At 51.1% G+C, this 24,785-nt stretch carries 24 protein-coding genes; 21 read left to right on the plus strand and 3 right to left on the minus strand.

The window, feature by feature from the left end; genetic code table 11:
* Positions 1 to 516: 516 nt before the first annotated feature.
* Positions 517 to 981, minus strand: a complete 465-nt coding sequence (gene trmL / locus OH31_RS01950; protein WP_024929402.1) for a tRNA (uridine(34)/cytosine(34)/5-carboxymethylaminomethyluridine(34)-2'-O)-methyltransferase TrmL — start codon at positions 979 to 981, stop codon at positions 517 to 519.
* A 143-nt stretch (positions 982 to 1,124) separates the two neighbouring features.
* On the opposite strand from trmL, the gene OH31_RS01955 reads away from it, so the two are divergent.
* The 15 genes from OH31_RS01955 (at position 1,125) to OH31_RS02025 (ending at position 17,244) form a co-directional block, all read left to right on the plus strand.
* The gene (locus tag OH31_RS01955) at positions 1,125 to 2,777 is read left to right on the plus strand and encodes a GspE/PulE family protein (protein ID WP_036298563.1); all 1,653 of its coding nucleotides are present in this window, start codon (positions 1,125 to 1,127) and stop codon (positions 2,775 to 2,777) included.
* Positions 2,778 to 2,799: 22 nt separating this feature from the next.
* Positions 2,800 to 4,014 (plus strand): type II secretion system F family protein, encoded by a 1,215-nt coding sequence (locus OH31_RS01960; protein ID WP_024929404.1) that lies wholly within the window; start codon positions 2,800 to 2,802, stop codon positions 4,012 to 4,014.
* Between the two features lie 187 nt (positions 4,015 to 4,201).
* Positions 4,202 to 4,639, plus strand: a complete 438-nt coding sequence (locus OH31_RS15340; protein ID WP_024929405.1) for a type II secretion system protein — start codon at positions 4,202 to 4,204, stop codon at positions 4,637 to 4,639.
* 5 nt (positions 4,640 to 4,644) lie between these two features.
* Positions 4,645 to 5,115, plus strand: coding sequence for a prepilin-type N-terminal cleavage/methylation domain-containing protein (locus tag OH31_RS01970; RefSeq protein WP_024929406.1), 471 nt, complete (start codon positions 4,645 to 4,647; stop codon positions 5,113 to 5,115).
* A gap of 33 nt (positions 5,116 to 5,148) precedes the next feature.
* A complete protein-coding gene (locus OH31_RS14315; protein WP_036298566.1) occupies positions 5,149 to 5,772 on the plus strand; it encodes a hypothetical protein in 624 nt (207 codons plus the stop codon).
* Positions 5,773 to 5,788: 16 nt separating this feature from the next.
* The gene (locus tag OH31_RS01980) at positions 5,789 to 6,532 is read left to right on the plus strand and encodes a prepilin-type N-terminal cleavage/methylation domain-containing protein (RefSeq protein ID WP_024929408.1); all 744 of its coding nucleotides are present in this window, start codon (positions 5,789 to 5,791) and stop codon (positions 6,530 to 6,532) included.
* Positions 6,529 to 6,981 carry a hypothetical protein gene (locus OH31_RS01985; protein ID WP_024929409.1) on the plus strand — a complete coding sequence of 151 codons (453 nt, stop codon included), beginning with the start codon at positions 6,529 to 6,531 and terminating at the stop codon, positions 6,979 to 6,981. Before OH31_RS01980 ends, OH31_RS01985 begins: the two co-directional genes overlap by 4 nt.
* A 17-nt stretch (positions 6,982 to 6,998) precedes the next feature.
* On the plus strand, positions 6,999 to 10,094 hold the full coding sequence (locus OH31_RS15240; RefSeq protein ID WP_242402171.1) for a DUF6701 domain-containing protein: 3,096 nt from the start codon (positions 6,999 to 7,001) through the stop codon (positions 10,092 to 10,094).
* Positions 10,095 to 10,369: 275 nt separating this feature from the next.
* Positions 10,370 to 11,308: a hypothetical protein gene (locus OH31_RS01995; protein WP_019881312.1), complete on the plus strand. Its 939-nt coding sequence runs from the start codon at positions 10,370 to 10,372 to the stop codon at positions 11,306 to 11,308.
* Positions 11,305 to 12,153: a hypothetical protein gene (locus tag OH31_RS02000; protein ID WP_024929411.1), complete on the plus strand. Its 849-nt coding sequence runs from the start codon at positions 11,305 to 11,307 to the stop codon at positions 12,151 to 12,153. Before OH31_RS01995 ends, OH31_RS02000 begins: the two co-directional genes overlap by 4 nt.
* 3 nt (positions 12,154 to 12,156) lie before the next feature.
* Positions 12,157 to 12,876 carry a type II secretion system protein GspM gene (gene gspM, locus OH31_RS02005; protein ID WP_024929412.1) on the plus strand — a complete coding sequence of 240 codons (720 nt, stop codon included), beginning with the start codon at positions 12,157 to 12,159 and terminating at the stop codon, positions 12,874 to 12,876.
* A gap of 13 nt (positions 12,877 to 12,889) precedes the next feature.
* Positions 12,890 to 13,276, plus strand: coding sequence for a hypothetical protein (locus tag OH31_RS02010; protein WP_242402172.1), 387 nt, complete (start codon positions 12,890 to 12,892; stop codon positions 13,274 to 13,276).
* A 65-nt stretch (positions 13,277 to 13,341) separates the two neighbouring features.
* A complete protein-coding gene (gene mshL / locus OH31_RS02015) occupies positions 13,342 to 15,117 on the plus strand; it encodes a pilus (MSHA type) biogenesis protein MshL (protein ID WP_024929414.1) in 1,776 nt (591 codons plus the stop codon).
* A gap of 8 nt (positions 15,118 to 15,125) precedes the next feature.
* Positions 15,126 to 16,016: an ExeA family protein gene (locus OH31_RS02020; RefSeq protein WP_019881319.1), complete on the plus strand. Its 891-nt coding sequence runs from the start codon at positions 15,126 to 15,128 to the stop codon at positions 16,014 to 16,016.
* Positions 16,017 to 16,035: 19 nt separating this feature from the next.
* Complete coding sequence (locus OH31_RS02025) at positions 16,036 to 17,244, plus strand: M48 family metallopeptidase (RefSeq protein ID WP_024929415.1); 1,209 nt, start codon at positions 16,036 to 16,038, stop codon at positions 17,242 to 17,244.
* A 6-nt stretch (positions 17,245 to 17,250) separates the two neighbouring features.
* Here the strand turns inward: OH31_RS02025 and OH31_RS02030 are convergent, their stop codons facing one another.
* The gene (locus OH31_RS02030) at positions 17,251 to 18,009 is read right to left on the minus strand and encodes a ComF family protein (RefSeq protein ID WP_024929416.1); all 759 of its coding nucleotides are present in this window, start codon (positions 18,007 to 18,009) and stop codon (positions 17,251 to 17,253) included.
* A gap of 63 nt (positions 18,010 to 18,072) precedes the next feature.
* Between OH31_RS02030 and bioB the strand changes: the two genes are divergently transcribed.
* Genes bioB through OH31_RS02060 form a run of 6 tightly spaced genes read left to right on the plus strand, consistent with a single transcriptional unit; the run spans position 18,073 to position 23,652 of the window.
* Positions 18,073 to 19,104: a biotin synthase BioB gene (bioB, locus tag OH31_RS02035; protein ID WP_024929417.1), complete on the plus strand. Its 1,032-nt coding sequence runs from the start codon at positions 18,073 to 18,075 to the stop codon at positions 19,102 to 19,104.
* Positions 19,104 to 20,288 (plus strand): 8-amino-7-oxononanoate synthase, encoded by a 1,185-nt coding sequence (gene bioF, locus OH31_RS02040; protein WP_024929418.1) that lies wholly within the window; start codon positions 19,104 to 19,106, stop codon positions 20,286 to 20,288. The genes bioB and bioF overlap by 1 nt, the downstream gene beginning before the upstream one ends.
* Positions 20,285 to 21,076: a pimeloyl-ACP methyl ester esterase BioH gene (gene bioH / locus OH31_RS02045; RefSeq protein WP_024929419.1), complete on the plus strand. Its 792-nt coding sequence runs from the start codon at positions 20,285 to 20,287 to the stop codon at positions 21,074 to 21,076. Before bioF ends, bioH begins: the two co-directional genes overlap by 4 nt.
* On the plus strand, positions 21,077 to 21,952 hold the full coding sequence (bioC, locus tag OH31_RS02050; protein WP_024929420.1) for a malonyl-ACP O-methyltransferase BioC: 876 nt from the start codon (positions 21,077 to 21,079) through the stop codon (positions 21,950 to 21,952).
* A 2-nt stretch (positions 21,953 to 21,954) separates the two neighbouring features.
* Positions 21,955 to 22,599, plus strand: a complete 645-nt coding sequence (gene bioD, locus OH31_RS02055; RefSeq protein ID WP_036298570.1) for a dethiobiotin synthase — start codon at positions 21,955 to 21,957, stop codon at positions 22,597 to 22,599.
* Positions 22,600 to 23,652, plus strand: a complete 1,053-nt coding sequence (locus OH31_RS02060) for a rhomboid family intramembrane serine protease (RefSeq protein ID WP_024929422.1) — start codon at positions 22,600 to 22,602, stop codon at positions 23,650 to 23,652. It abuts the gene before it with no gap.
* Here the strand turns inward: OH31_RS02060 and OH31_RS02065 are convergent.
* Positions 23,649 to 24,782, minus strand: coding sequence for a glycosyltransferase family 4 protein (locus tag OH31_RS02065; RefSeq protein WP_024929423.1), 1,134 nt, complete (start codon positions 24,780 to 24,782; stop codon positions 23,649 to 23,651). The two genes, OH31_RS02060 and OH31_RS02065, sit on opposite strands and share 4 nt — an antisense overlap.
* Positions 24,783 to 24,785 lie beyond the last annotated feature (3 nt).

The raw sequence follows: 24,785 nt of genomic DNA on the forward strand, positions 1-24,785 counted from the left end.
ATTTATGCAATGCGAATTTGGCGAGATAAATCCCATCCCATCACGCTGAGTAGCGGAGACAAAATAAGGAAGAAGGGAGCGACTGTCCGAATCCCGCGGTGGGCTGCGTAGTGTGCAGCCCGCTAGGATGAGTTTCGTGACCGCTTATTTTGTTGAGCAACGCAAGGGAGCCGTCAGGCCGTGATGGCTGGGTGCCCTCCTCTTTGGTTACTTTCTGAGGGGCAAGCATCAGAAAGTGACTCGCCTAGAGGCGAAAAAGTACTACATCAATCCGTCAGCGCGTGAAGTCTACAGAGTTACTTATCCCTACGGTTTCAATCAAGTTCCCATGCCCATCCGCACTCAATTAGATTTATGGTGATAAATTATCGGAACTTTTCAAAACGCAGAAGACTCATATCAGCACGATGATGATGAATCATCTTTCCGCTTCTTTCCTCCCTGAGCGGAAGCCTTTACGATGAGGCCTGTTGCCCCGATTTACCCCTTAATCGGGGCTTTTTTTGCCTATTACTTTCACACGCCCCCGGGGAACCCGGTTTGACGCCAGGCTTCATACAGCAAAATGGCGGCTGAATTCGACAAGTTGAGGCTGCGGCTGTGCGGCAGCATCGGTAGCCTGACGCGATGTTCTGGCGCAAATTGTGCGCGGATGTCTTCTGGCAAGCCGCGCGATTCTGGTCCAAAGACAAACACATCTTCATCTTTAAACTGTAAATCAGTGTGTCTTGTACTGCCTTTGGTGGTGAGTGCAAACATGCGCTTGCCTTGCAGGCGCTGTTGGCATTCTGCCCAGTTCTCGTAGACGGTGAGTTCGGCGTATTCGTGGTAATCCAGGCCTGCGCGTTTAAGGTGTTTATCCGAGAGTTCAAAGCCTAAGGGCTTGACCAGGTGCAGTTTTGCGCCGGCATTGGCACATAAGCGTATGATATTTCCCGTATTGGGTGGAATTTCGGGTTCGAAAAGGACGATATGAAACATTTTTTGCAGCTTGTTTACAAACGTAAGGGTAGAATGTTGGTGATATGATAGACGAAGAAAAGTCTATATAGATAAATAATTACAACGCCATGGCTCGTCCCGAGAAAATTAGATTAGGTGAAATTCTGGTCAGACAGAATTTCATGACCCAAGCTCAGCTCGATCAGGCGCTGGAAGAACAGCGCAAGTCGGGTCGTCGCCTGGGGCGCGTGATTGCTGAAAAAGGCTACGCCAATGAGCGGCAAATTGCCGAGGCTGTCGCTTCTCAGTTGAATATCCCATTTTTGGACCTGGGCCAGTACGAACTGGACGTGAAGCAGGTTCAAAAACTCCCTGAAGTTCAGTCGCGCCGTTTCCGCGCCATCCTGCTCGAAGAACGTCCAAATAGTTTCCTGATTGCGATGGTTGATCCATCGGATGTGTATGCGTATGACGAGTTGGTCAGGCTGCTCAAACGCGACATTGATATTGTCGTCGTGCAGGAAAGTCTGCTTATGCAGACCATTGACCGCTCTTATCGCCAGACCGAGCAAATCTCTTCACTGGCGTTGGAGCTGCAAGAAGACCTCGCCGCCAGCAATGTTGATCTTGCCAGCCTGATGGGCGTTGATCTGGGCATAGATGACGCGCCTGTTGTTAAGCTGTTGCAGACTATTTTTGAAGATGCCGTACAGGTACGCGCGTCTGACGTACATATTGAGCCGCAAGAAAATAAACTGCTGATCCGTTTTCGTATTGATGGTGTGATGCACTTTCAGACGCAGTCGGATAATAAGATCGCTACTGCGCTGGTGATGCGCCTCAAAATCATGGCAGGCCTGGATATCTCAGAGAAACGCTTGCCGCAAGATGGCCGCTTTGGTTTTACCGTAAAAGGTCGCGCGGTGGATATGCGTATTTCTACCATGCCTACCCAGTATGGCGAAACCGTGGTGATGCGTTTGCTGATCCAGAATACCGGGCATTTCCAATTAGATAAATTAGGTATGCCGCCGGATTTACTGGCGCGTTTCCGTAAAATGATTGGCCGTCCAAGCGGTATGGTGTTGGTCACTGGTCCGACCGGTAGTGGTAAAACCACCACCCTGTATTCTGCGCTGAGTGAGTTGAATACACCAGAGACCAAGGTAATTACCGTAGAAGACCCGGTGGAATATCGTTTGCCGGGCATTATTCAAACCCAGGTCAACGAAAAGATTGAGCTGGACTTTCCCAAGTTATTGCGCGCTATTCTGCGTCAGGACCCGGACATTGTGCTGGTGGGTGAGATGCGTGACGAGGAAACTGCCCAAACCGGTTTGCGTGCCTCTATGACCGGCCATTTGGTGCTATCAACATTGCATACCAACGATGCCTCCACCGCCCCTGTGCGTTTGATCGATATGGGCGTACCGCGCTTTATGGTCGCCATGTCGCTGTTAGGCGTGTTGGCGCAGCGGCTGGTGCGACTCATTTGCCCGCATTGCGCCGTCGAGCACACCCCGAGTGAGTCAGAGTCAGTCTGGTTAAATCAGGTCATACAGCAACCGGATGTAGTTACTAATTTCCGTCATGGCAAAGGCTGCCAGCACTGTAACCGTACCGGCTATTTGGGGCGGGTTGGTTTATACGAATTTTTGGAAATGACCGATGAGTTGGCGATGGCCGCCAACATGCCGGATACCAATGTCTTCATCAAAAAAGCGCGCGAACGACTCAAAGGCAGAACCTTGCGCGATCAGTCACTGCAACTGGCGATAGATGGTAAGACTACGCTTGATGAAATCATGCGTGTCGATAATCAATTTGAAGAGTAATCCTTTTTAAAGAGCGCCGCCTATGCCGATATTTGAATATAAAGGACGTACCGACGATGGCATGATGGTCAGCGGCGTACAAGAAGCGGCCGACCTTGACGCGTTGGGTGCAGCACTCATACTTTCCAAAATCACCCCGATTGAAATCAAGCAAAAAGCGGCTGGTGCAGTTGCCTTTAATTTGTTTGAAGAAAAAGTCACCAGCCTCGATGTCATGCTGTTCAGCAAGCAGATGTATACCTTACTCAAGGCTGGTATCCCGATTATGCGTGCCTTGGCCGGCATTCAAAGCTCGGTTGGTAATGCCACACTGGCGCAAGTAGTCGGTCAGCTTCGTGTCAGCCTGGACTCAGGCCGTGAATTGTCAGTCGCCATGACTGAGCACCCTAAGGTGTTTGATGGCTTTTATATCAGCATGATCCGTGTTGGTGAAACCACGGGTAACCTGGACAATATCTTTCTGCGATTGGCGCAGCACATTGAGTTTGAGCGCTTTATGCGCGGCCAAATCAAGTCTGCTTTGCAATATCCCACCTTTGTGCTCATCGCGATGGCGATTGCCATCGTCGTTATTAACGTCATGGTGATTCCGCAGTTTGAAAAAGTATTTGCCAGCATGCATGCGGATTTGCCCTTCATCACAAAAATATTGATCGCGTTTTCCAGCTTCATGCGTAACTACTGGTTTGTGCTGATAGGCATGATTGCAGGGGCGGTCTGGATGTTCAAATCGTACACGAGTACAGAAGTTGGGCGGTCTCAATGGGATCGTTACAAGATGCGCATTCCTATTGCAGGCAAGATTATTTTCAAAGGCACCATGGCCAGGTTTGCACGCAGTTTTGCTTTGTCGACGCGTAGTGGTTTGCCGATTCTTTCGGCTTTACGCTTGGTCTCACAGACGGTTGAGAATGAGTATCTTGGCGCTAAAATTCTAAGCATGTCTGCTGGCATTGAGCGCGGTGAAACCATTCTTAGAACTGCCACGCAAACGGGGGTATTTAATCCACTGGTGCTGCAGATGATTGCAGTGGGTGAAGAGTCTGGTTCGCTGGATGATTTAATGCAAGAAATTGCCGATATGTATCAAGCTGACGTCGAATATGACGTTAAAACATTAGGCGCGCAAATCGAACCTATATTGATTATATTCTTGGGCATACTGGTATTGATATTAGCACTGGGTGTATTTTTGCCAATATGGGATATGAGTTCGGTGATGTTTAAAGGTGGTTAATTGTTTGTGCATATTTTAAAGGCAATTAGCAATACCTTTAGTATTAGGTCGTTGTAGAGGTGGTCGCAGGCATCGTTTAGTGTGGACCAAAATTGTCTGGCATGCCTTTTGCTAGCGATAAGTTAACGCAGTTATAACCTGCCACTGTGATGATAACGGTAGGGATTTTTGATTAGGAGTCTGAGTAATGAAAAAACAAGCTGGTTTTACATTGGTTGAATTGGTTGTAGTGATCGCGGTACTTGGTATTCTTGCTGCGACAGCATTGCCAAGATTTGTGAATGTGACGGAACGTGCAAACTTAGCAACAGCAAGAGGTGTGGCAGCATCTGTTCGTACAGCAGCTACATTGGTACATGCTGCGTGGATAGCGAGTGGGATGACTGCTGCCGGTAACGTGCCTGTTGATGGAGGTAACGTTGCCGTCAATGGGAGCGGTTGGCCAACAAATGCTACCGGTGGTATTGAAGCAGCGTTACAAAGCGTTTCAGGGGTTAATCTGGATCATGCCAGTGTTGCCAATTCAACCGTGTTTAGCCTGAGAGATACTGCAGCATGTTCGTTTACATATGACTCGACGACTGGTACGGTTAATGAGGCTAATATTACTGTTGCAAACTGCTAGTTGTTGTGACAGCGAAGGTATATTCAAACGGATTTACGCTAGTTGAGTTGGTGGTGGTGATTGTTTTAACTGCGATTTTAGCAGTAGTAGCCGCCCCCAGATTCGCAAATGGTGATATCTTCGAAACCCGCGGTGACGCGGGTTTACTTTCATCTACGCTTCGCTATGCGCAAAAAACGGCGATTGCCCAGCGCAAGCCGGTGTTTGTTATTCATACCGACGCTGTGCCAGATGTTGTCAGGCTTTGTTTTGACGCAGCATGTAATCAATCGGTAATTAGCCCTGAGACAGCGGCCGCTTATGTTTTTACAAGCTCTAAGAATGTGAATGTCGGTTCATCGAATGCGGGCTTAGGGTTTGATGGGCTTGGGCGTGCTGTGCCAAATCAGGCGGCGAGCTACACTGTCACAAATAGAAAAAATAATGCCCAGTCGTTGATAGTTAATGTCGAAGCAAATACAGGTTACATCCACTAAACAAACCATCTGGTCATTGACCCGGTGACGCATATGGGCAAACAAGATAATCACAAAAATAATAAATACATACCACCCAGCAAAAAAAACCATTACGGTTTTTCGCTGGTAGAAATGGTCGTGTTTATTGTGATTGTGACAACTGCCATTGCTGGTGTGATTGGTGCACTCGCTTTTATGAGTGGGCACTCCGCTGATCCACTCGCGCGCAAGCAAGCCATTGCGATTGCTGAATCACTCATGCAAGAAATCCAGCAAATGCCCTTCACCTTTTGCGACCCTGATGATCCCAATGCATCCACCGCCAACAGTTCGGCTGACTGCTCGGTGAATTCGCAAGCCAACTTAAATGGCCCAAGCCCGGCGACCGAGAGTCGCTACGGTGCAGCAAACCCTTTTGATAATGTCGCTGACTATGGTGGTTTTACCATGCCTGGCGGTGGTTGTACCGGCATCTGTCGCATTGGCGACTCTACTGCATTGGCAGACTTAAACGCTTATTCAGCGGCTGTTGCCATTACACAGGCGGGTGGGGCGGGTGCTTTTGCAGGCCTTCCTGCCGATGCGGTATTAAAAATTGTAGTGACGGTGAATGGCCCTGCCAGCACAACAATCCGCCTCACTGGCTTTAAGGTTCGTTATGCGCCGCGCATGTAAGCATTCTAGTCTTTCTATGTCTGGCTTCACCTTGGTGGAGCTGGTGATTGTCATCGTCGTGATGGCTATTTTGGGTGGCATTTCAGTCAGTTTTATCCGCAATTCAATCTTGGCTTATGTAAATTCTGAGGCTTATTACGAGCTTGCCGACCGTGCTGATATTTCCTTGCGCCGTATGTCACGCGATATCCGCAATGCCCTGCCTAATAGTGTGTGGGTGCCGAATGACACAGGGAGTTATGTTCAGTTTGTGCCAATTAAGGCAGGTGGCCGCTATCAGCAAGAAGACTTCGATGCAGGCAGTCTTACGCTGGATGTACTCGGGCCGATGGTGAATGTAGATGCCGGGGACCGGCTGGTTATTTATAACATGGGCATTGCTGGGGCTGATGTGTATGAGGGCAACAATATTCGGCCAGTAAGTGCTAATGCAAACTCAGTCACATTCACAGGTGCACTTTTTCCGTTTGCTTCACCGGGTAGCCGTTTTTATGTAGTGAACGGTGCTGTCATTTATGCCTGCGATCTTCCTAATCGCCGTTTGGTGATGTATTCAAATATTCCTATCGCTTCCGGGCGTGTGACCAATTTTAATGGGCTGACAGCTAATATTGTCGCTGACGATGTGACCGAATGTAGTTTTACCTATACGCCTGGCGTCATGCAGCATTCCAGTGTCGTCACTGCGCAATTGACGCTCGCAAAAAACGGTGGCGTGGCAAGATTGGTTAACTTGATTAATGTGGTGAATTCGCCATGAAAAGCATTGCTTATCGCGCAAAGGGTTTTATGTTGCCTGTGGCAATATTTTTACTGGTGACTTTGGCTGGCCTGGTGGGTTATGCCATGCGTTTGTCGCTGCTGGCCAATCTGGGCACGATACAAGATGTGCAAGGCGCAAATGCGTATTTGGCGGCAAGGGCGGGCGTAGAGTGGGGGGCTTTTCAGGTATTATCGCCGGGCTCAACCGATATGAAAGCTTGTTTCGCTTCGCCGTCCACTTTGACGATTAATAACTTTAATGTGTTATTGACCTGCGACCGCAGTGTGCTTCAGGACAAAGGCAACACGCAGAATGTTGGCATGTATACCATTACCTCAACGGCTTCGCTGGGGGTCGTGGGTGCACAAGACTACATAGAACGAAGAATTACAGTGACTCTCGGTCGATGCTTATATAGCGGCCCGCCTGTAGAGGAATGTAATTAATCTAGGATACTTATTTCGTGTGTAATTTAACTAAATTGATATTAAAGACGCTTCTGCTTGCTGCGGGAGTGATTTTTTATACCAGTGTTAATGCCGCGTTTGTTCATCTCAACAGTGCCGGTGGCGTGTCAACATCTGATGGCCTGCACATTATCATCGATGATTCCACCCAGCTTCAGGTAGTGAAAAATAAAGGTGGTCAAGTTTATCAGTCGACTTATACCCCAGATCGCACTTTTAATATAAGCATGTTTAATAACAATGCTGCTAATCCACAGGTTAACACCTCAACCAGCCGCTTGGATAATGGTGTATACATTCGAGGCAATAAAACTATTTATGGGCCGAATCATTTTGCGGCCTCCTCCTCTTCTCCAAGTGCTTATACAACTGTTCCGATGACTGGCCCAACGCCTGCTACGGCTACCGCAGGCGTGGCGCAAAGAGCTACTTCACAATTTACGGTGCCATATAACTCGCTCACTCAGGGGCCAACCGTGACCATTGTCTGGAGCTATATTTATCCATATGATTTTGTGACGGCAAACGTCACGTTGACTATCCCAGCATTGTATCCTGTGAGTGCATCTAACCCAGTTCGTTATTATCATGTTGTAGATACGTATTTAGGTGGAAATGATTACGGGTGTGGTGTCCGCTACGTAGATACCAATAATAAGCAGGTGGTTGGTACTTATCCTCAGACCAGTAGTGGCTGCCCGACAAGTACAGGATTGCCTGCTAACCTGGATGTTGTTGAAACCTTTCGAGAGCGGGATGGGCTGAAGTTTAGCCATTATTGCGTCGGTTTTTACGACTTTTGGGGAACAAATAGCAGTACTGATTGCGACATCACGACCACTAATTCGCTGAGTGATACTGTGAGTAAAACATACAAAGATACCGGCATGGCGGTCGAGTATGATTTTACATTACCAGGCACGTATACGTTCAGTTATGATTTTGTTGTAGGTTCTACCGCAGTCCCTAACTACGATCATCTGGAAATTCGTCACGCTGGTAGCAGCTCGCTTTGCCCTTTTGAGATTAAAGTCCTAGCCTGTTTATCCTCTACAGTGCCTTGTCCGGATGATCAAATGTTGAGTTCGGGGGCTTTGTCAGGCGACCTATTGCCTGCTAGCTCATCCAGTTTGACCAAAACGCCAGATCGGTCGTTTAATTTAGGTTCTGCGAATACTATAGATACATTTACCTATCAGAGCAGTACGGCGACTACTTACACTTTAGGTGTTAATAACTTGACCAAAGCACCGCTGAATGGCGTGAAATGCTGGAACACGGCAACTAGTTCACAAAGTTGCAGCTTTGTTGTCACAAACACGCCATGTTTGAGTTCGTTTGAGTGCATGGAAAGTGGGCTGACCTATAATAATTTGTCAGCGGTGACCAACAAACGCAATCCTATTTATACCAAGCTGACTCGCAAGGCGTTCGATCTGGATGTGTACGCATTGCTGACCAGCGGTGTTCAGGCGACCGCCTATGTATCTGCTGCAAACGGGGTGACAGTTGAGCTAGTCAATGACACTGGCAGTGGCTGCGGGGCGACTGTGGTGGCTACTAAAAAGATTTCATTTTCCTCTTCTTCGACTAACCCTGGTAAGCAAACCGTATCATTTAGTGATACCGATGTGCTTAACTCCTACCCGAGTTTGAGGTGTCGGGTCACTGATACTAGTGTAGGTAAAGTAGGATGCTCTACAGATAATTTCTCGGTGCGCCCACAGTCATTCACTGTGACCTCTTCAAACGCAACGCCTGCTTCTCCGGGGCCAACGGCTACGCCGGTTCTTGTCGCAGGTACTAGCACTTTTAATTTAAAGGCCGTGACTGGGGAAAGCAATTATACCGGTACCCCAAAAGCTGTGCCGGTTGCCCATTCTGGGGCACCTGCGGCGGGGGTGATCAGTTATACCGTTGGTGTAGGTGTTAATGCTCAAACAATAACAGGCACTTTACCTGCTGCCATTAGTGGTGTCAGCACAGCAGACAATTTTACGTATAGCGAAGTTGGCCTACTCCAGTTTCCGGCTGCGGCTACAAGCGGCGTTTATGATGATACGTTTACTGCAGTAGATAGGGCAAATGGGGATTGTGATACTGCAACAGCTGATAATACTGGAGGTAGTGGAACTGTAAAATTTTATGGATGCACCATAGGTAGCACTAGCGGTTACTTCGGACGGTTTATTCCTCAAAGGTTCGACATTAGTACAGGCACCGTTACAAAAGCCTGTGGAACGTTTGCCTATTACGGTCAAGACACCACTAGTCAAGCAGCCTTGGATACTCAATTCACTATTACGGCTAAAAATGGGCTTGGTGCAACGACTCAAAACTATGTGGGTAGTTATGCCAAATTTGACCCTTCAACCTGGGGTAACTTTAACTTTACGACCAACCCTGCACTAACTACTGTTGCATTAACCCGCAGCACGGCAAGTAACTCTCTGACAGGCAGTTGGGCGGCTGGCGTCGCCCCGATGACCGCCAAGTTTTATGTGCCTCGCGCAAATGCACCGATTAACGAACAAATAGTGACGGTGCGCACACAAATACAAGATTCAGATGGTGTTACGACCACTACGTCTCCATTTGCTATCGCTAGTAGTGTGCCGTTTCGGTATGGGCGTCTTGTCATCACTCCAGTACATGGGTCGGAGTTGCTGCCGCTCACAGTGCCGCTTGAAGCACAGTTCTGGGGAGGTACCGGCTACAGGCGTAGTACCGAAGATAGTTGTACCACTTTTGATATCAAGACCATAGCGATGCCTACCGCTAGCTACAGAGGTAATTTGAACGCCTGTGAAACGGTGTTGAGTGGAAACACCACCATGATCAAAGGGATAATGTATTTGCGGTTAAGTGCGCCGGGCGTGACTGGCAATACGCCCAATACCGGCAGTGTGGATCTGGACTTGAATTTTGAGGGGGCAGGCGGTGATCAAACCTGTGTGGGCCCCGGCACGACACAATCAAATGCGATCTCTGGGACGGCAGGGATGCGCAACTGGTTTGGTGCCGATCCACTTGGCCGTGCCACCTTCGGCATCTACAAGGCGCCCATTATCTACATGCGAGAAAACTTCTAGCGATCACAAAACCACCGAATCAGGTGGTTTTGTTCTTTTTATCATGGCTTTAAACCATAGGCTCAGGCACTAAAGTTGCTATTGTTAAAATGAACTATCAAGCGTTAACAAAGTGGTATTCAGGCAACGTATGAAATATCAGTTATTTGGCGCAGTGGGTGATGGCTTCACCTGGGGGATTTTTTGTGTATACTAATCTCCGATAAAGCTTGAAGTTGTGGTTGTTATACTTTGATTTTAAATAAAAAAATATTTAGAAAGTCAGACTTACCTCTATGGAATGGTTTAAACGACAAAAGAACAAGCAGCAAGTGGGTATCAGCTACACCGATATGCATGTCAGCACTGTCGCCTTGACGCCGCCATCCGAAGGGGCCAAGCCGGTGGTGTCATTTGCCGCTGTTGAGCAGGTACCACTGCATGCGACCTCCACATTGCGTCACTTTGTGACCAAAAATGACCTCAAGACCTTGCCGTGCAACCTAGTGCTCAATGTTGACCAATACAATATTGTGCAGATTGATAAACCGAATATGCCGGACAACGAAGTGAAGCCTGCGTTGCGCTGGAAATTGAAAGGCTTGCTGGACTATTCGGTCGAGCAAGCGGTCGTCGATGGCATTGATGTGCCGGTAGACCCTTCTTACGCAAATCGCCAGCCATTGATGTTGGCAATTTGTGCTAAAAAAGCCATCGTTTCTGCGGTGGGTAATCAACTATCAGAGGCGGGTTTTAACGTGAAGTCAGTCGATGTGCATGCGCTGGTACAGCGCAATATTGCCCATCTGCTCGAACACGAAGACCGTGCGCTGGTGACGCTCAGCATTTTGCCACGCGGATGTTTGCTGACGTTTACGGCCAAAGGCGAGTTATATCATGCGCGCCTGATTGAGCTCGATCGTGATTTTCTGAATGACCGCGGCGAGCTGTTTAAAAGTAATTTTGACAAACTGGTGCTTGAGTTACAGCGTTCGCTGGACAGTTTCGACCGTCAGTTCCCTTACCTGAGCCTGAATCGCCTGGTGGTCGCACCCGTGGCGAATCGCGACTACCTGGTCAGCGGCTTGAGTTCCAGTCTTTATGTGCCGGTGAATGTCTTTAATCTGGAAGATATTGTCGAGTTGCCTGCCGACCAGGACTTCTCCAGCCTGGAAAAACAAGCCATGCTGTTGCCCGCTTTAGGCGCTGCCTTGCGTCAGGAGACGGCGGCATGAGTCAGCAGATTAACCTGTTTGAAGGTGGGCTGGTTAAATCCAAAGACTGGTTCAATTTACCTTTTGTCATCGTCACTTATGTGCTGGCAGCTGGCGTGATGTTTTACCTGTCTACCGGCCTTGAAGCAGAAAATGCTGCCTTGCAAACGCAGCGCAATCAAGCCGTGACGCAATATGAAACCATGCAGAAGAAGGTGGATCAGTTTGCGCAGCGCGTGACGCCAATTGATAACAGCAAACTTGAAGTCGAGTTAAAAACCCTCAAAGGCCGCTTTGATATGCAGTCGCAGATTCTGGCGATTTTCCAGCAATCCATCTCTGATGCATCAAATCACCTGGTTGATTACATGCGTGCCTTTACCGCACAGCAACAAGCAGGGTTATGGTTGACTGGCTTCAGGATTGAGCCTGGTACTCAGCATATTTCACTGACCGGGCAGGTATTGCAGTCTGAAGCTATTCCGCAGTATCTGGATTTGCTGTCTGCACAACGCATTTTTGAAGGCACGCAATTCTCCGGCATCCAGTTCAAGCAAGTGGAGTTACAGCGGCCGCAATCGCCAGCAACGGCGCCTGCTGTTGCCGCACCGCCCCCTGCTGCGGTGCCTGAATCAATGCCTGCTGGTAAAGGCGCACCTGATGCGGCTAGTAATGCCGCCCCGGCATCGGTAGCGCCGCCAGCAACCGCGAGCCAAGCCGCGCATGAGGAAGAAGCTAAGCTGCAGGTATATGCCTTCGAAGTAAAAGGACGCGATTTGCAAAGCCAGGCAAAACGCGAGAACAGCGTGAGTTGGGATGACTTTGTGCGTCAAACCACCCAAGCTCAGCCGACGCCAGGGAAATGACCGATGCGATTTGAGCAATTTCAGACAGTGAGTAACAAATGGCTGGCGCTTTCCCAACGGGAGCGCTGGATGATTTTTGGCGCCGGCTTGTTTGCCGTGGTTGGCCTGATGGATACGTTTTTGCTGGAGCCACAGCGTGTGCAACTGGCGAGTACGCAGCAGGAAGTGATTAAGATCCAGAACGATACAACGAACTTGACTGAGCAAATGACGACGATAGCCACGCAGGCCGCGCCGCCGCCAGCCACGAATGCCTTGCAACATGATATTAATGAGGCCACGCAGCACATTAACAGTCAGTCTGCTGATCTGGTCAAGGTGTCTTCTTATATGGTGCCGCCACAAGACATGGTGGCATTGCTGAAAAAAATATTGCAACAGCATGCCGATGTGCAAGTGGTGGAAATGCAGTCACTGCCTGTGGTCGACTTTATCGAGAAGCAGAGAAAACAATTACAGACACAAGCCGACACTGCGTCAGGTGGTGCGGCACCAGCCAATGCTGAAGAAGTGTGGAAGAATGTGCCGCATGTGTATCAGCATGCCGTGAAAGTGCGCCTGAAAGGTAAGTATTTTGCATTGATGGCTTATGCACAATCTTTAAAAGCCATTGGGCAAAAGCTGGCCTGGGAAAGTGCTGAGCTCAAGGCTCAGTATCCAGACAGCGAATTGACGGTTCAGGTGTATACCCTGAGTGGTGAAAATGCATGGTTGGGGATTTAGCATGCGCTTGTTGATGACAATAGTTTTAATGATGAGTCTGGTGCAGGCAAGTGTTGCTGCCGCTGATGGCATGGTTGATCCAACCAAACCACCAGCTTCAGTCATGGCGTATTTGCCGAATACACAGGCGCAGATAGAGCGACCATGGGAGCTCACTGCCTTGCAAGACAACGGTAAAAATGGTTTTGCTGTGGTGAATGGCCAGATGGTACAAGTGGGTAGTAGTTACGAGGGCTTTAAATTGTCATCGGTAAAAAATCAGCAAGCTGTGTTTATCAGCAAGCTGGGTGAGAAGAAAGTCCTCAGGATGGGCTTGTCCAGTTTTATGGAACCAGTGCAGCCACCGGCAGGCATCAAAAAAACGGCCAAAAAGATTAAAAGAATAAAGATTGAGAAATAAAGTGACAAACACTTGCAGGTCCCGCTTAACGGGATAAGCAAGGGAACATCAATAGAGAGACTGCTATGAAAACATTTGTGAATACCTTGGGTTTGATGATGATAGGTGCCGGGTTGGCTGGATGTACCAGCAATCCGTTTGCGCCCCCCAATACATCGATAAACCCTAAAATTCAGAACGAATTGGCGACATCAGCGGCCAAGGCTCAAGCGCAGGTGGCGCCACCGCCGAAAGAGGTCACAGATGAATTGTTCGAACCTCTCAAGATTGAGCCGCCCAAGGCATTAGCCAAGCGTGTTGAGCCCAGGTTTGACCTGGTAGTGAACAAAGCACCTGCCGCTCAGGTATTGATGGGCATTGTCTCTGGCAGCCCTTACAGCATTGCATTGAGTCCTGAACTCAAAGGTGAGATTTCAATCAACTTGCGCGATGTGACCTTGTTTGAAGCCCTCAATGCCTTGCGTGATTTGTATGGCTATGAATACAAAATGAGTGGCAAGCAGATTTTTGTTGAGCCGCAAACCTTGCAGACACGTGTGTTCCAGGTGAATTACATTACGGGTGCGCGTAGAGGCACTTCCGCGACGCGCGTGACCTCTGGTACTGCCAGTGGCTCTGGTGCCGGTGGTGCGGCAGGCGTAGCTGGTCAGGCGGCAGCCATGACCGGATCAGGGACAGGTAGCGGTACGGGTACTGGCACCGCAGCGGGCAGTGGGAGTTCTGGCGCGTCTAATCTGCAAGTGTATGCCTCCGATGTGAGTATGCGTACCAATAATGACTTCTGGGACGAAGTTGCCGGTTCTCTGAGCAGCCTGATTGGTGAAGAAAACGGCCGTAAAGTCGTGATTAATGCGCAGTCTGGCCTGATCATGGTGAAAGCTATGCCTAAAGAAATCCGCCAGGTTGAGAAGTTTTTGAGCCTGATGCAGGTGACCGTAGACCGCCAGGTGATTCTGGAAGCCAAAATCATCAAGGTGCAGTTAAACAGAAACTCTCAACAAGGGATTAACTGGGCAGCCGCCAGACATACCCGTGGCCGCGATGTGACCTTTGGTAACATCAATGGCAATGCCTCATTGAGTGAAACTGGTGATTTAACCAATGGCACCGTGACGACGACTGAGCCCGGTGCATTAAGTAATAACGCTGTCACTTCTCTTGGCGGCTCAATGTTCGCGCTGGCGGTGCAGGGCAAAGGCTTTTCGGCTTTACTGAACTTCCTCGAAACACAAGGGAATGTAGAAGTGCTTTCCAGTCCGCGTATTGCGACCATTAATAACCAGAAAGCCGTGCTCAAGGTGGGTAATGACGCTTTTTATGTCACTAACGTGAAAACCAATGTGACAACAACAACAGGTGGCGCGATTGTGACACCAGATATTCAGCTGCAACCATACTTCTCTGGTATTTCACTGGATGTGACACCGCAGATTGATAGGGATGACAATATTATTCTGCACGTGCATCCGTTTATCAGTGATGTGACGCAAGTGAACCGGACTGTGACATTGTCCAGTGCCAACGGCGGCACTTATACCATCCCAACGGCGTCGTCTAACATTAACGAAACAGACAGCATTGTGCGTACCAGAGATGGCAGCGTGATTGCCATTGGTGGCCTGATGTCTGAAACTGTCGACAATACCCGTACCAAAGTGCCTGGCCTGGGGGATGTGAAGTTCCTGGGTAACTTATTCCGTCAGAAAGATCTCGCCAGCACCAAAACTGAACTGGTTATTTTGCTGAAATCTACCGTGGTGCGTAGTGGCGAAAGCTGGGCGCAAGATATGCTTGATAGTCAGGACCGAGTTGATAAACTGAAGAGTGATACCAGTTTTTAGGAGCGGGCATGTACCTGCAGCATTTTGGGTTGAAGGAATATCCGTTTACCATCACCCCGGATACCAGTTTTTATTATGCAACGCGTAGCCTGCAAGAGGCGCTGAATACGCTATTGATTGCGATTCAGTCCGGCGAAGGCTTTGTCAAAATTACCGGTGAAGTGGGTACCGGTAAAACCTTGTTGTGCCGCCGCCTGCTCAAGGCGTTGGCGCCCAGTTGCAAGGTGGCATTTATCCCCAACCCTTACCTTGATCCACATGCCTTGCTGATGACGTTGGCGACTGAGTTTGGCGTGGCGTTCAAGCCTGATTTTACCCATCACGACATGATTGATGCGCTTAACCGCAAGCTACTCACGTTTGCTGATGAAGGCCGCCACGTGGTGGTGTGCCTGGATGAAGTACAAGCCATGCCGCTGGAAACACTGGAAGCCTTGCGCCTGCTGAGCAACCTCGAAACCGAGAAGCGCAAATTGATACAAGTGGTGATTTTTGGCCAGCCCGAGTTGGAAGAGCGCATTAATCATCCCTCCATTCGCCAGTTACGTCAGCGTATTGGCTTTGAGTATCATCTCAAAGGCCTGCAGTGGTCAGAATTGGGGTTTTACCTGAATCATCGCATGCATATTGCGGGGTATCAGGGTGGCATGGTGTTTACGCCTGCCAGCCTGCGTTTGCTCTACCGTTATGCCAATGGTATTCCCAGGCTGCTGAATATCCTGGCGCATAAATCTTTGCTGTCGGCATTTGGGCGTGGTCAGCAAGGTGTGTCCGCAGAAGATGTCAGAGCTGCCATTATGGATACCCAGGCCAGCGTCAAGGCGCAGCATCGCTGGTTAGGGCACGGTTTTAAATGGTGGGTGACATTGCATACGGCCATGGCTGGCCTGGGTCGTTAGTTAATTATTGGGGAAGCACTTGAGCTTAATTAATCAGGTATTGCAAAATGTTGAGGCCCGTCAAGGCGGGGCAACGCTTGATGCCAGCGCGGGCAATGCCTGGGCTGGACAGGTTAAGCCAGTGTTATCCCATTCAGGGTCAGTTGCAACGGCCTGGATCGGTAAACTGGTATGGGGGCTGTTGCTCTTAACGCTGATCGGCGTATTGCTGGTCAATTGGCCAATGCTGGTGGCACGCTTTTATCCGAAGCCAGTGGCCTTACAGCCAGTGCCGTCAACGGTAGCAATCCCTGTGGTGCCAGCCGCCGGGGCCGAGATCAGCACGGCGGAAGCGGCCACGCCTGCCACTGCCGACAGTCCAGCCTGGTCGCATCCGCAGTTCACCAAAGCATTATTTAGCGCGTGGCAAGCGCCAGTGAAAGACATTGCACAACCATCCCTTAAGCCGGTGGTGACTAAGCCGGTCAGCGCTAAAACCATACCGCCGCAAGTGGAGGGTGAGTTTACGATTAACCCTGCTGAAGCTGTGGCAGCTAACCCTGTGGTGACTGCCATTGAGCCAGGCAATGCCGTCAAAATCGCTAAAAATAGTGAGGACGAGTCTGGCCCTCGTGGTGTGGTGAACAAGCAGATACGCCCTGAGCAAGAGGTGAATTTGCTGATTCAGCGCGCCGTCGACCAAGAGCAAAAAGGGCGTTTGAATGAAGCATTGGTCATTTTGCGCCAGGCGTTAACGACCTATCCACAGTCAGAGGATGCGCGACAGTTGCTGGCAGCTTATTTGTTTGAGTCCAGGCAGGAGCCGGAAGCTGTAGCTGTACTGCAAGCCGGGATCAAGCAGTTTCCGGGGCAAATCGGCTTATCCAAATCACTGGCCAAATGGCAACTATCGCATGCCCAGCCTGAAGCTGTATTGCAAACGCTGAAACCCGTCGCCAATCTGTTGATACAGGATGCAGAGTCGCAATGGATGCTGGCCATGGCCTATCAGCAAACCGGGCAACATGTCGCCGCTTTACCGCACTTTGATCGCGCCAACGTGTTGCGGCCCGGGCATGCACAGTGGATTGTGGCTTATGCGATTTCTTTGCAAGCGGCGGCCCAGCCTGCACAGGCCTTGCAGCAGTTGCAACAAGCTTATAACCTGCCGTTAAGTGATCGTTTGTCAGAGTTTGTCGGGCAGCGTATCCGCCAGCTGGGTGGCGTTGCAGTCGTGCGTAGCGAGTAGCATCCGTCACGCTTCATTTTTCAAGGTGCGGGCCAGCACCAGCGCCGTCACCTGCGTTGCCCCGGCCTGCTTTAATACTTTGGCCACCGCGTGCATGCTGGCGCCCGTGGTCATCACATCATCCACAATCATCACATGCTGGCCTTGCCAAGAGCGGTGCGTGGCAAACGCGCCGCGCAAATTACGTATTCTGGTTTTCATATCCATGCCTGCTTGTGTCGGCGTATCAATCACACGTACACAGCCTTCAAGATCTAAAACGATGCCACAGTGATGATGCACCTGTTTGGCTAATTCCAGCGCATGATTAAATCCGCGCTGTTTAACGCGGTTGATGTGCATGGGCATGGCCATCACCACCTGTGGTCGTGCGGTCTCTGCGAAAATCGACACTTGTGTGAACAGGCTGTTTGCCAGCACATTGCCCAAAGACAATTGTTGATGGTATTTGAATTGATGCAGCAGGCGATTCAGCGGATAGGCGTACCGGAATGGCGTCAGTGTATGATCAAAGGCTGGCGCATGTTGCAGACAGATGCCGCACAGTGCGCCTGATGAGGTGGGGAGTGCGCATTGCGGACAGCGTGGCGAGGTATACCAGGGCAGCAAGTCAAAGCAGTGACTGCAAAGTGCTGACTTGCGAGCGCTATCTGCGGTGACTGGTGCATCACACAGTACACAGGGCAAGCTTGAACCCAGCCATTGCTGTAGTTGCTGGTAAAGTTGGGTGTGATTAAATTTTAATCTATTGTAAAATTTTTTCACGTCATATTTTAAACAACATATAATTCGCCCGGATTATTCATACAATTTCATTGCGTGGTATTTATGGAACAACAAACCTCTGCTGCCGCTTGTGGCAGCGAAATACAAACCTCTATCATTAACCTTGATGGCTTGAAACCTTCGGCTGCGTGCCACCCGACGGTTGAGCGCTGGCGCGTAGAAGACATCATGGCACTGTTTGAATTGCCATTCAATGACTTGCTGCACAGAGCCCAGACGGTACACAGAGAACACTTTGACCCGAATGCGGTGCAAGTGAGTACTTTGCTATCGATTAAAACCGGTGGTTGCTCTGAGGATTGCGGCTATTGCCCGCAAGCCGCGCGGTACCATACCGAGGTGGAAAATGAGCCATTGATGAAGCTGGACGACGTGCTGGCGGCCGCCAAAGCTGCTAAAGACAGCGGTGCCAGTCGTTTCTGCATGGGTGCCGCCTGGCGTGGCCCCAAACAGCGTGACCTGGATCCGGTGTTAAAAATGATTTCTGAAGTGAAGGCGATGGGCCTGCAAACCTGCGCCACGCTGGGCATGCTTAAAGACGGCCAGGCCGAGCAGCTGAAAGAGGCCGGGCTGGATTACTACAACCACAACCTGGATACGGCGCCAGAGTTTTATGGTGATGTGATTACCACCCGCACTTACCAGGACCGCCTGGATACGCTGGATCGCGTACGCAGCATGAATATCAATGTTTGTAGTGGCGGCATCATCGGCATGGGCGAAAGCCGTGCGCAACGTGCAGGCCTGGTCGCACAATTGGCCAATATGGAGCAACCGCCAGAGAGCGTACCGATTAACTTGCTGACACAGGTAGAAGGCACGCCATTACATGGTACAGATCCATTGGATCCGCTGGAATTTGTACGTACCATCGCGATTGCGCGTATCACCATGCCAACCAGTTTTGTGCGCTTGTCAGCAGGCCGCCAAAGCATGGGCGAAGCGGTACAGGCTTTGTGCTTCCACGCCGGTGCCAACAGTATTTTCTACGGTGAAAAATTACTCACGACAGGTAACCCGGAAGTGGAGTCGGATAACGCTTTATTCAGCAAACTTGGCCTGAAGAAGATCTAATGAGCGATTTGCTGGAGTCTTTACGCGCCGATCTCGATAAGCGGCAAACACTGGGCCTGATGCGTCAGCGCCGTTTGCTGGATTCGCCGCAGGCCGAGCATATTACCGCCAATGGCCAGCCATTTCTGTCGTTTTGCAGCAATGATTACCTGGGCCTGGCCAATGATGCTGCACTGGTGACTGCGCTACAAGCCGCCGCGGCAGAGGCGGGTGTGGGCAGCGGGGCTTCCAACCTGATTACCGGCCATCACCGTTACCATGACCAGTTGGAACAGGCACTGGCGGCGTTTGTCGGTCAACCGGCCGCCTTGTTGTTCTCGACTGGCTATATGGCCAATATCGGTGTTGTCAGTGCCTTGATGGGGCGTGACGATGCGGTGTTTTCCGATAAGCTTAACCATGCTTGCCTCAATGACGGCGCGTTTTTATCACGTGCCACGCATCACCGCTTTGCGCACAACGATGTGGCTGCGCTGGAAAAACTACTGCAAGCCAGCACGGCACGCCACAAACTGGTGACGGCCGATGCGGTGTTCAGCATGGATGGTGATATTGCGCCACTGGCTGCATACCTGGCACTCTGTGAGCGCTACGATGCCTATCTCTATGTAGATGATGCACATGGTTTCGGCGTACTGGGCCCGCAAGGCCGCGGTTCGCTCAAGCATTTAGGGTTGCAGTCACCACGATTAATCATGATGGGCACGCTGGGCAAGGCCGCTGGCGTCGCTGGTGCGTTTGTCGCCGGTGAAAAAATTGTCATTGATTACCTGATTCAGTACGCTAATAGCTATATCTATACCACCCCGGCACCGCCGCCGCTGTCAGCCGCACTACTGGCTTCGGTCAAAGAGATTGAACACGGCGATGCGCGTAGAAAGCAATTGTTTGACATGATTGCCTTGCTCAAAAGTGAGCTGTCACTCTCACGCTGGCACCTGCTGCCGTCGGAGACGGCGATTCAGCCACTGGTGGTAGGCGATACCCACGAGGCGCTGGCACTGAGTCAATATTTACAGGCGCGCGGTATTCTGGTGCCTGCCATTCGTCCACCAACCGTGCCTGCGCATACCTCGCGTTTACGCATTTCGCTGTCGGCTGCGCATAGTGAGGCAAATGTACGGGCACTGATTGCTGCATTGCATGCCGCAGAGCGTGAGATTCCGGCCGGGACGCAGGCATGAGTTGTTTTATCGAAATCATGGGCCAGGGCAAGCCATTGGTTTTGTTACATGGCTGGGGCATGAATAGCGCGGTCTGGGAGCGCGTGGTCAAGCGCTTGTCTGCCAACTACCGTTTGTTCCTGGTTGACCTGCCCGGCATGGGCCAAAGTCGTCCTGTTTATCCCTACCATTTGCACAGCCTGGCTGAAGCGGTGGCCGAAGAGATTCCGGGCGTGTCTACCATCCTGGGCTGGTCACTGGGTGGCCTGGTGGCCCAGCAGATTGCACTTAACCAGCCGGACCGTGTTGAAAAACTCATTCTGGTGGGGACCAACCCTTGTTTTGTCAGTAAACCTGATTGGCCAAACGGGATCGCGGCCAGACATTTTGAACAGTTCAATGAGCGCTTCGAGCAGGATTTTAATGCCACCTTGCTGAACTTCCTGACCTTGCAATGCATGCATGCCAAAGATGCGCGCAGCACTGTGCGCCAATTACGCACGGCCTTTGCGGCCAAGCCCACGCCGACGCAAGACAACCTGAACCAGGCGCTGGATATTTTGCTGCAAACTGATTTGCGTGAAGAGGTTGGCCGTTTGTTCCAGCCGACCTTACTGATCCATGGTGACCGTGATACTTTGGCGCCCCTCTCAGCTGCGCACTGGCTGGCCATGCATCTGCAGCGCGCCCAGTTACGTGTGATTGCCGGGGCCGCGCATGCGCCGTTTTTGTCACATGCGGATGCTTTCTGCGAGTCTGTAGAAGCATTTATGGCTGACGACCTGACATCACCCCCAGTGAGTAGCTAAATGCAGGACGTTTATCAGATCGACAAGTCGCGCATGCGGCAGTCGTTTCACCGTGCCGCCAAACAGTATGATGCAGCCGCCATTTTGCAGCGCCAGGTGCGCGAAGAAATGCTGAGCCGCCTGGACGTGGTCAAACTCGAGCCTGAAGTCATCCTGGATGCTGGGTGTGGCACCGGCCATGGCTTGCATGCCTTGCTCGGGCAGTTTAAAAAAGCACAGGGCATTGCGCTGGATATTGCCGAAGGCATGCTGGCGCGTAGCCGCACATTATTTCCCTGGTATCAATTCTGGCGGGCCAAGCCACGTTTCGTCTGTGCTGATATTGAATCGCTGCCCTTGGCTAACGCCAGTGTGGATATGGTGTGGTCCAACCTGGCGGTGCAATGGTGTAATGATCTGGATGCCGCGTTGCAAGAGTGGCGCCGTGTATTGCGCCCGAACGGCCTGCTGATGTTCGCCACGCTGGGGCCGGATACGCTCAAAGAGTTACGTGCCGCCTCAGGTGCTGACCATACTCACGTCAGCCGGTTTATTGATATGCATGATATCGGCGACGCGCTCACACGCGCCGGTTTCAGCGCGCCGGTACTGGATGTGATGCATTACACCTTGACCTACGATACGGTGGAATCCTTGATGCGTGACCTCAAGGCCATCGGTGCCCATAATGCCACGGCCGGGCGTGCCAAAGGTTTGAGCGGAAAAGGATTTTTACAGCAATTGCGGCAGGGCTATGAAGGATTTCGCCGCGACGGTAAATTGCCTGCCACTTATGAAGTGGTATTTGTCCACGCCTGGACTGGCAGCCAGCCTTACACGGAGCCGGGCACCAGCACGGTACAGTTTATGCCGCGTAAAACGGCGCATCCGGATTAAGCATGCGCACCTTGCCACGCCATTTTTTTGTCACCGGCACCGATACCAGTGTAGGTAAAACGACAGTCACCGTGCGCTTGATGCAGCAACTGGTGGCGCAAGGCTTCACTGTGATCGGCATGAAACCGGTGGCTTCCGGTTGCGAGTGGCGAGATGGCCGCTGGCAAAATGACGATGTATTGCAATTAACGGCGGCATCCAATGTCAGCGCGCCGCCTGAGTTGATTAATCCCTATTGTTTCGAGCCAGCCATTGCCCCACATATCGCTGCCGCCCAGGCGGGGGTTGAGATCGATTTTAACGTCATTCAAACGGCCTATACACAACTGGCCACTATGGCAGATGTGGTGATTGTTGAAGGCGCGGGTGGTTTATTGGTGCCGCTTAATGCCAGCCAAACCATTGCCGATTTAATTCAGGCACTGAATCTACCGGCATTGCTGGTGGTGGGCATGCGGCTGGGCTGTATCAACCATGCCTTACTGACAGCGCAGGTGCTCAAGCAACGAAATATTGATTTCTGTGGCTGGGTAGCGAACAGCATAGATCCGCAGATGTCACTACCACAGCAGAACCTGCAAACCCTGATAGAGGGGTTGCAACAACCACCTTTGTTAGAAGTCCCTTTTCAGGAGTCACTTCACTAAATGGATCAGTCACTGCTCACCCGTATTGAGTTACGCGCACCAGTCCCGCCGATGACGCGATTGCTGATTATTCTGAATGTGCTGGTGTTCGTCGTTATGCTGTTTGGCGGCGCTGGCTTCTGGCATTCTCCGAATACCGTACAACTGACCTGGGGGGCTAACTTTGCCCCGGCCACGGCGGATGGTCAATGGTGGCGGTTGGCCAGTGCCATGTTTTTGCACTTTGGCGCCTTGCACTTGGGCATGAATATGCTGGCTTTGTGGGATGGCGGCAAACTGGTCGAGCGCATGTTTGGCGCCCTGCGTTTCCTGCTGATTTATCTTATCAGTGGCGTCGGCGGCAACCTGTTGTCTTTGGCCATACAAGGCAACGATGCGGTGTCTGGCGGTGCTTCCGGTGCTATTTTTGGTATTTATGGCGCTTTGCTGGTCTATGTCTGGTTTGGCCGGCAGCAGATGCAGGTACAGGAATTCCGCTGGCTGTTTTGGGGGGCATTGCTGTTTTCGGCCCTGACCATAGGCATGGGCTATATTATTCCCGGCATTGATAATTCGGCTCATATTGGTGGTTTTGTCACTGGCATGGTGATGGCAACGCTTTTGCTACCGGTCACCATCGTTCCCAGTAAACAATTAACACTGACGCAATGGTTGGCGGCCGTATCATGGGTGGTAGCGCTGTTTGTCTTGGTGACCCATTTGCCTACGCCCAAATATCGCTGGCAACAAGAAGTCGCGATACAAAAGCAGGTGCAAAAGCTCAATCAAGTGGACCAGAAAGCGCAGCAGAAATGGCGGCAGATCATACTGGAAGGCCGTGAGGGCAGTGTCAGCTTTGATGACATGGCGGCGCAGATTGACGCACAGGTCGCCACGCCTTATGAAGAAAGCTTTGAAAAGCTATCAGCGTTACCGGAAGATCCTAATTTGCCGTCTGCGGCGTTGTTAGAGCAGGCTAAAGCCTATGCCTTGCAACGCAGTGAAGCCAGCAAAGCGGCCGCAGACAAGTTACGCAATGTGCCGTTTATGCCGGGTAAGCCTGCGACGCCCTAAGCGCGTGAGCCGCCAGGCGGTGTGGCTGCAATCACCCTGGCTTCAGGGTAGCTGACTTGTGTGGCCGCCATTTGCTGCACGAAGGCTTTGGCATTGGCTGCCCAGGGCTGTGTCGTCAGGTTTTCCAGCATCTCTTGCATGGCGTGGTTCATGCTGTCTTGGCTGAATGGTGAAGCTAATACCTTGCCCGCCTGTGCTGCCTTGATATAGCTGGCATAACCACAGACTTCGGTCACCAGTAATGGCAGGCCTGCCGTCATCGCTTCAATCAACACGATCCCGGCCAGTTCCGAACGTGCTGCATGCACCAGCAGGTCGCAACCCAGCATCAGTGCGGGGATATCCGGGCGGCCACCGGCTTCTATGCAACGGTCAGCCACGCCACGTTGTTCGGCATAGGCCCGCATATTGCTGCTGGACTCAAATTCACCCACTGCGAGTAACCAGCAGCGCTGTTTCAGGGGCTCAGGCAGGCTACTCAATGCATCTATGGCGCGGTCTACGCCTTTACGCACAAAGGCTGAGCCAACCGTGAGTAACACCATGGCGTCTGCTGGCAGGTTAAACGTCGTGCGTACATAGGCGCGATAATCCTGTGCTGGCAAGCTGGTAAACCGCTGTAACGGAATGTTGGGTGGCATTAGGTGGAAGCGGGCGTGATCTGTACCATACCAGTGGTGAAAGACGGTTTGATCATGCTGGTTAAGCAGCAGGATATGTGTGGCAGACGCTGTGTCAAACACAGCTTGTTCCATTGCAGAAAAGAAGCGATAGCGACCAGAAAGCTTTTTATACCAGGGCTCATGGTGCATGCGTTTGGCGTAGCAGGGGTCTGCCGCAAAATACACATCCAGCCCCGGCATGCGGTTAAAACCGACCACGCGGTCAAAATGCCCTTGCGCCACGGCTTGCTGCATTTGCCGGATCAATGACTGATGGCGGTGATGATTCAGCCAGCCACGGGCTTTTAACAAGTGGACATCAATGCCTGGTGGCAAGTCACCACGCCATTCACCGGTGAAGATGGTGACCTCATGGCCGAGGGCGACGCAGTCTCTGGCAATGCGCAACATATCGCGCTGCACACCGCCGTAAGGAAAGTATTTGAATATGAGAAACGCAAACTTCATGCG

It is taken from the genome of Methylophilus sp. OH31, from assembly GCF_000576615.1.
Lineage (GTDB): Bacteria > Pseudomonadota > Gammaproteobacteria > Burkholderiales > Methylophilaceae > Methylophilus.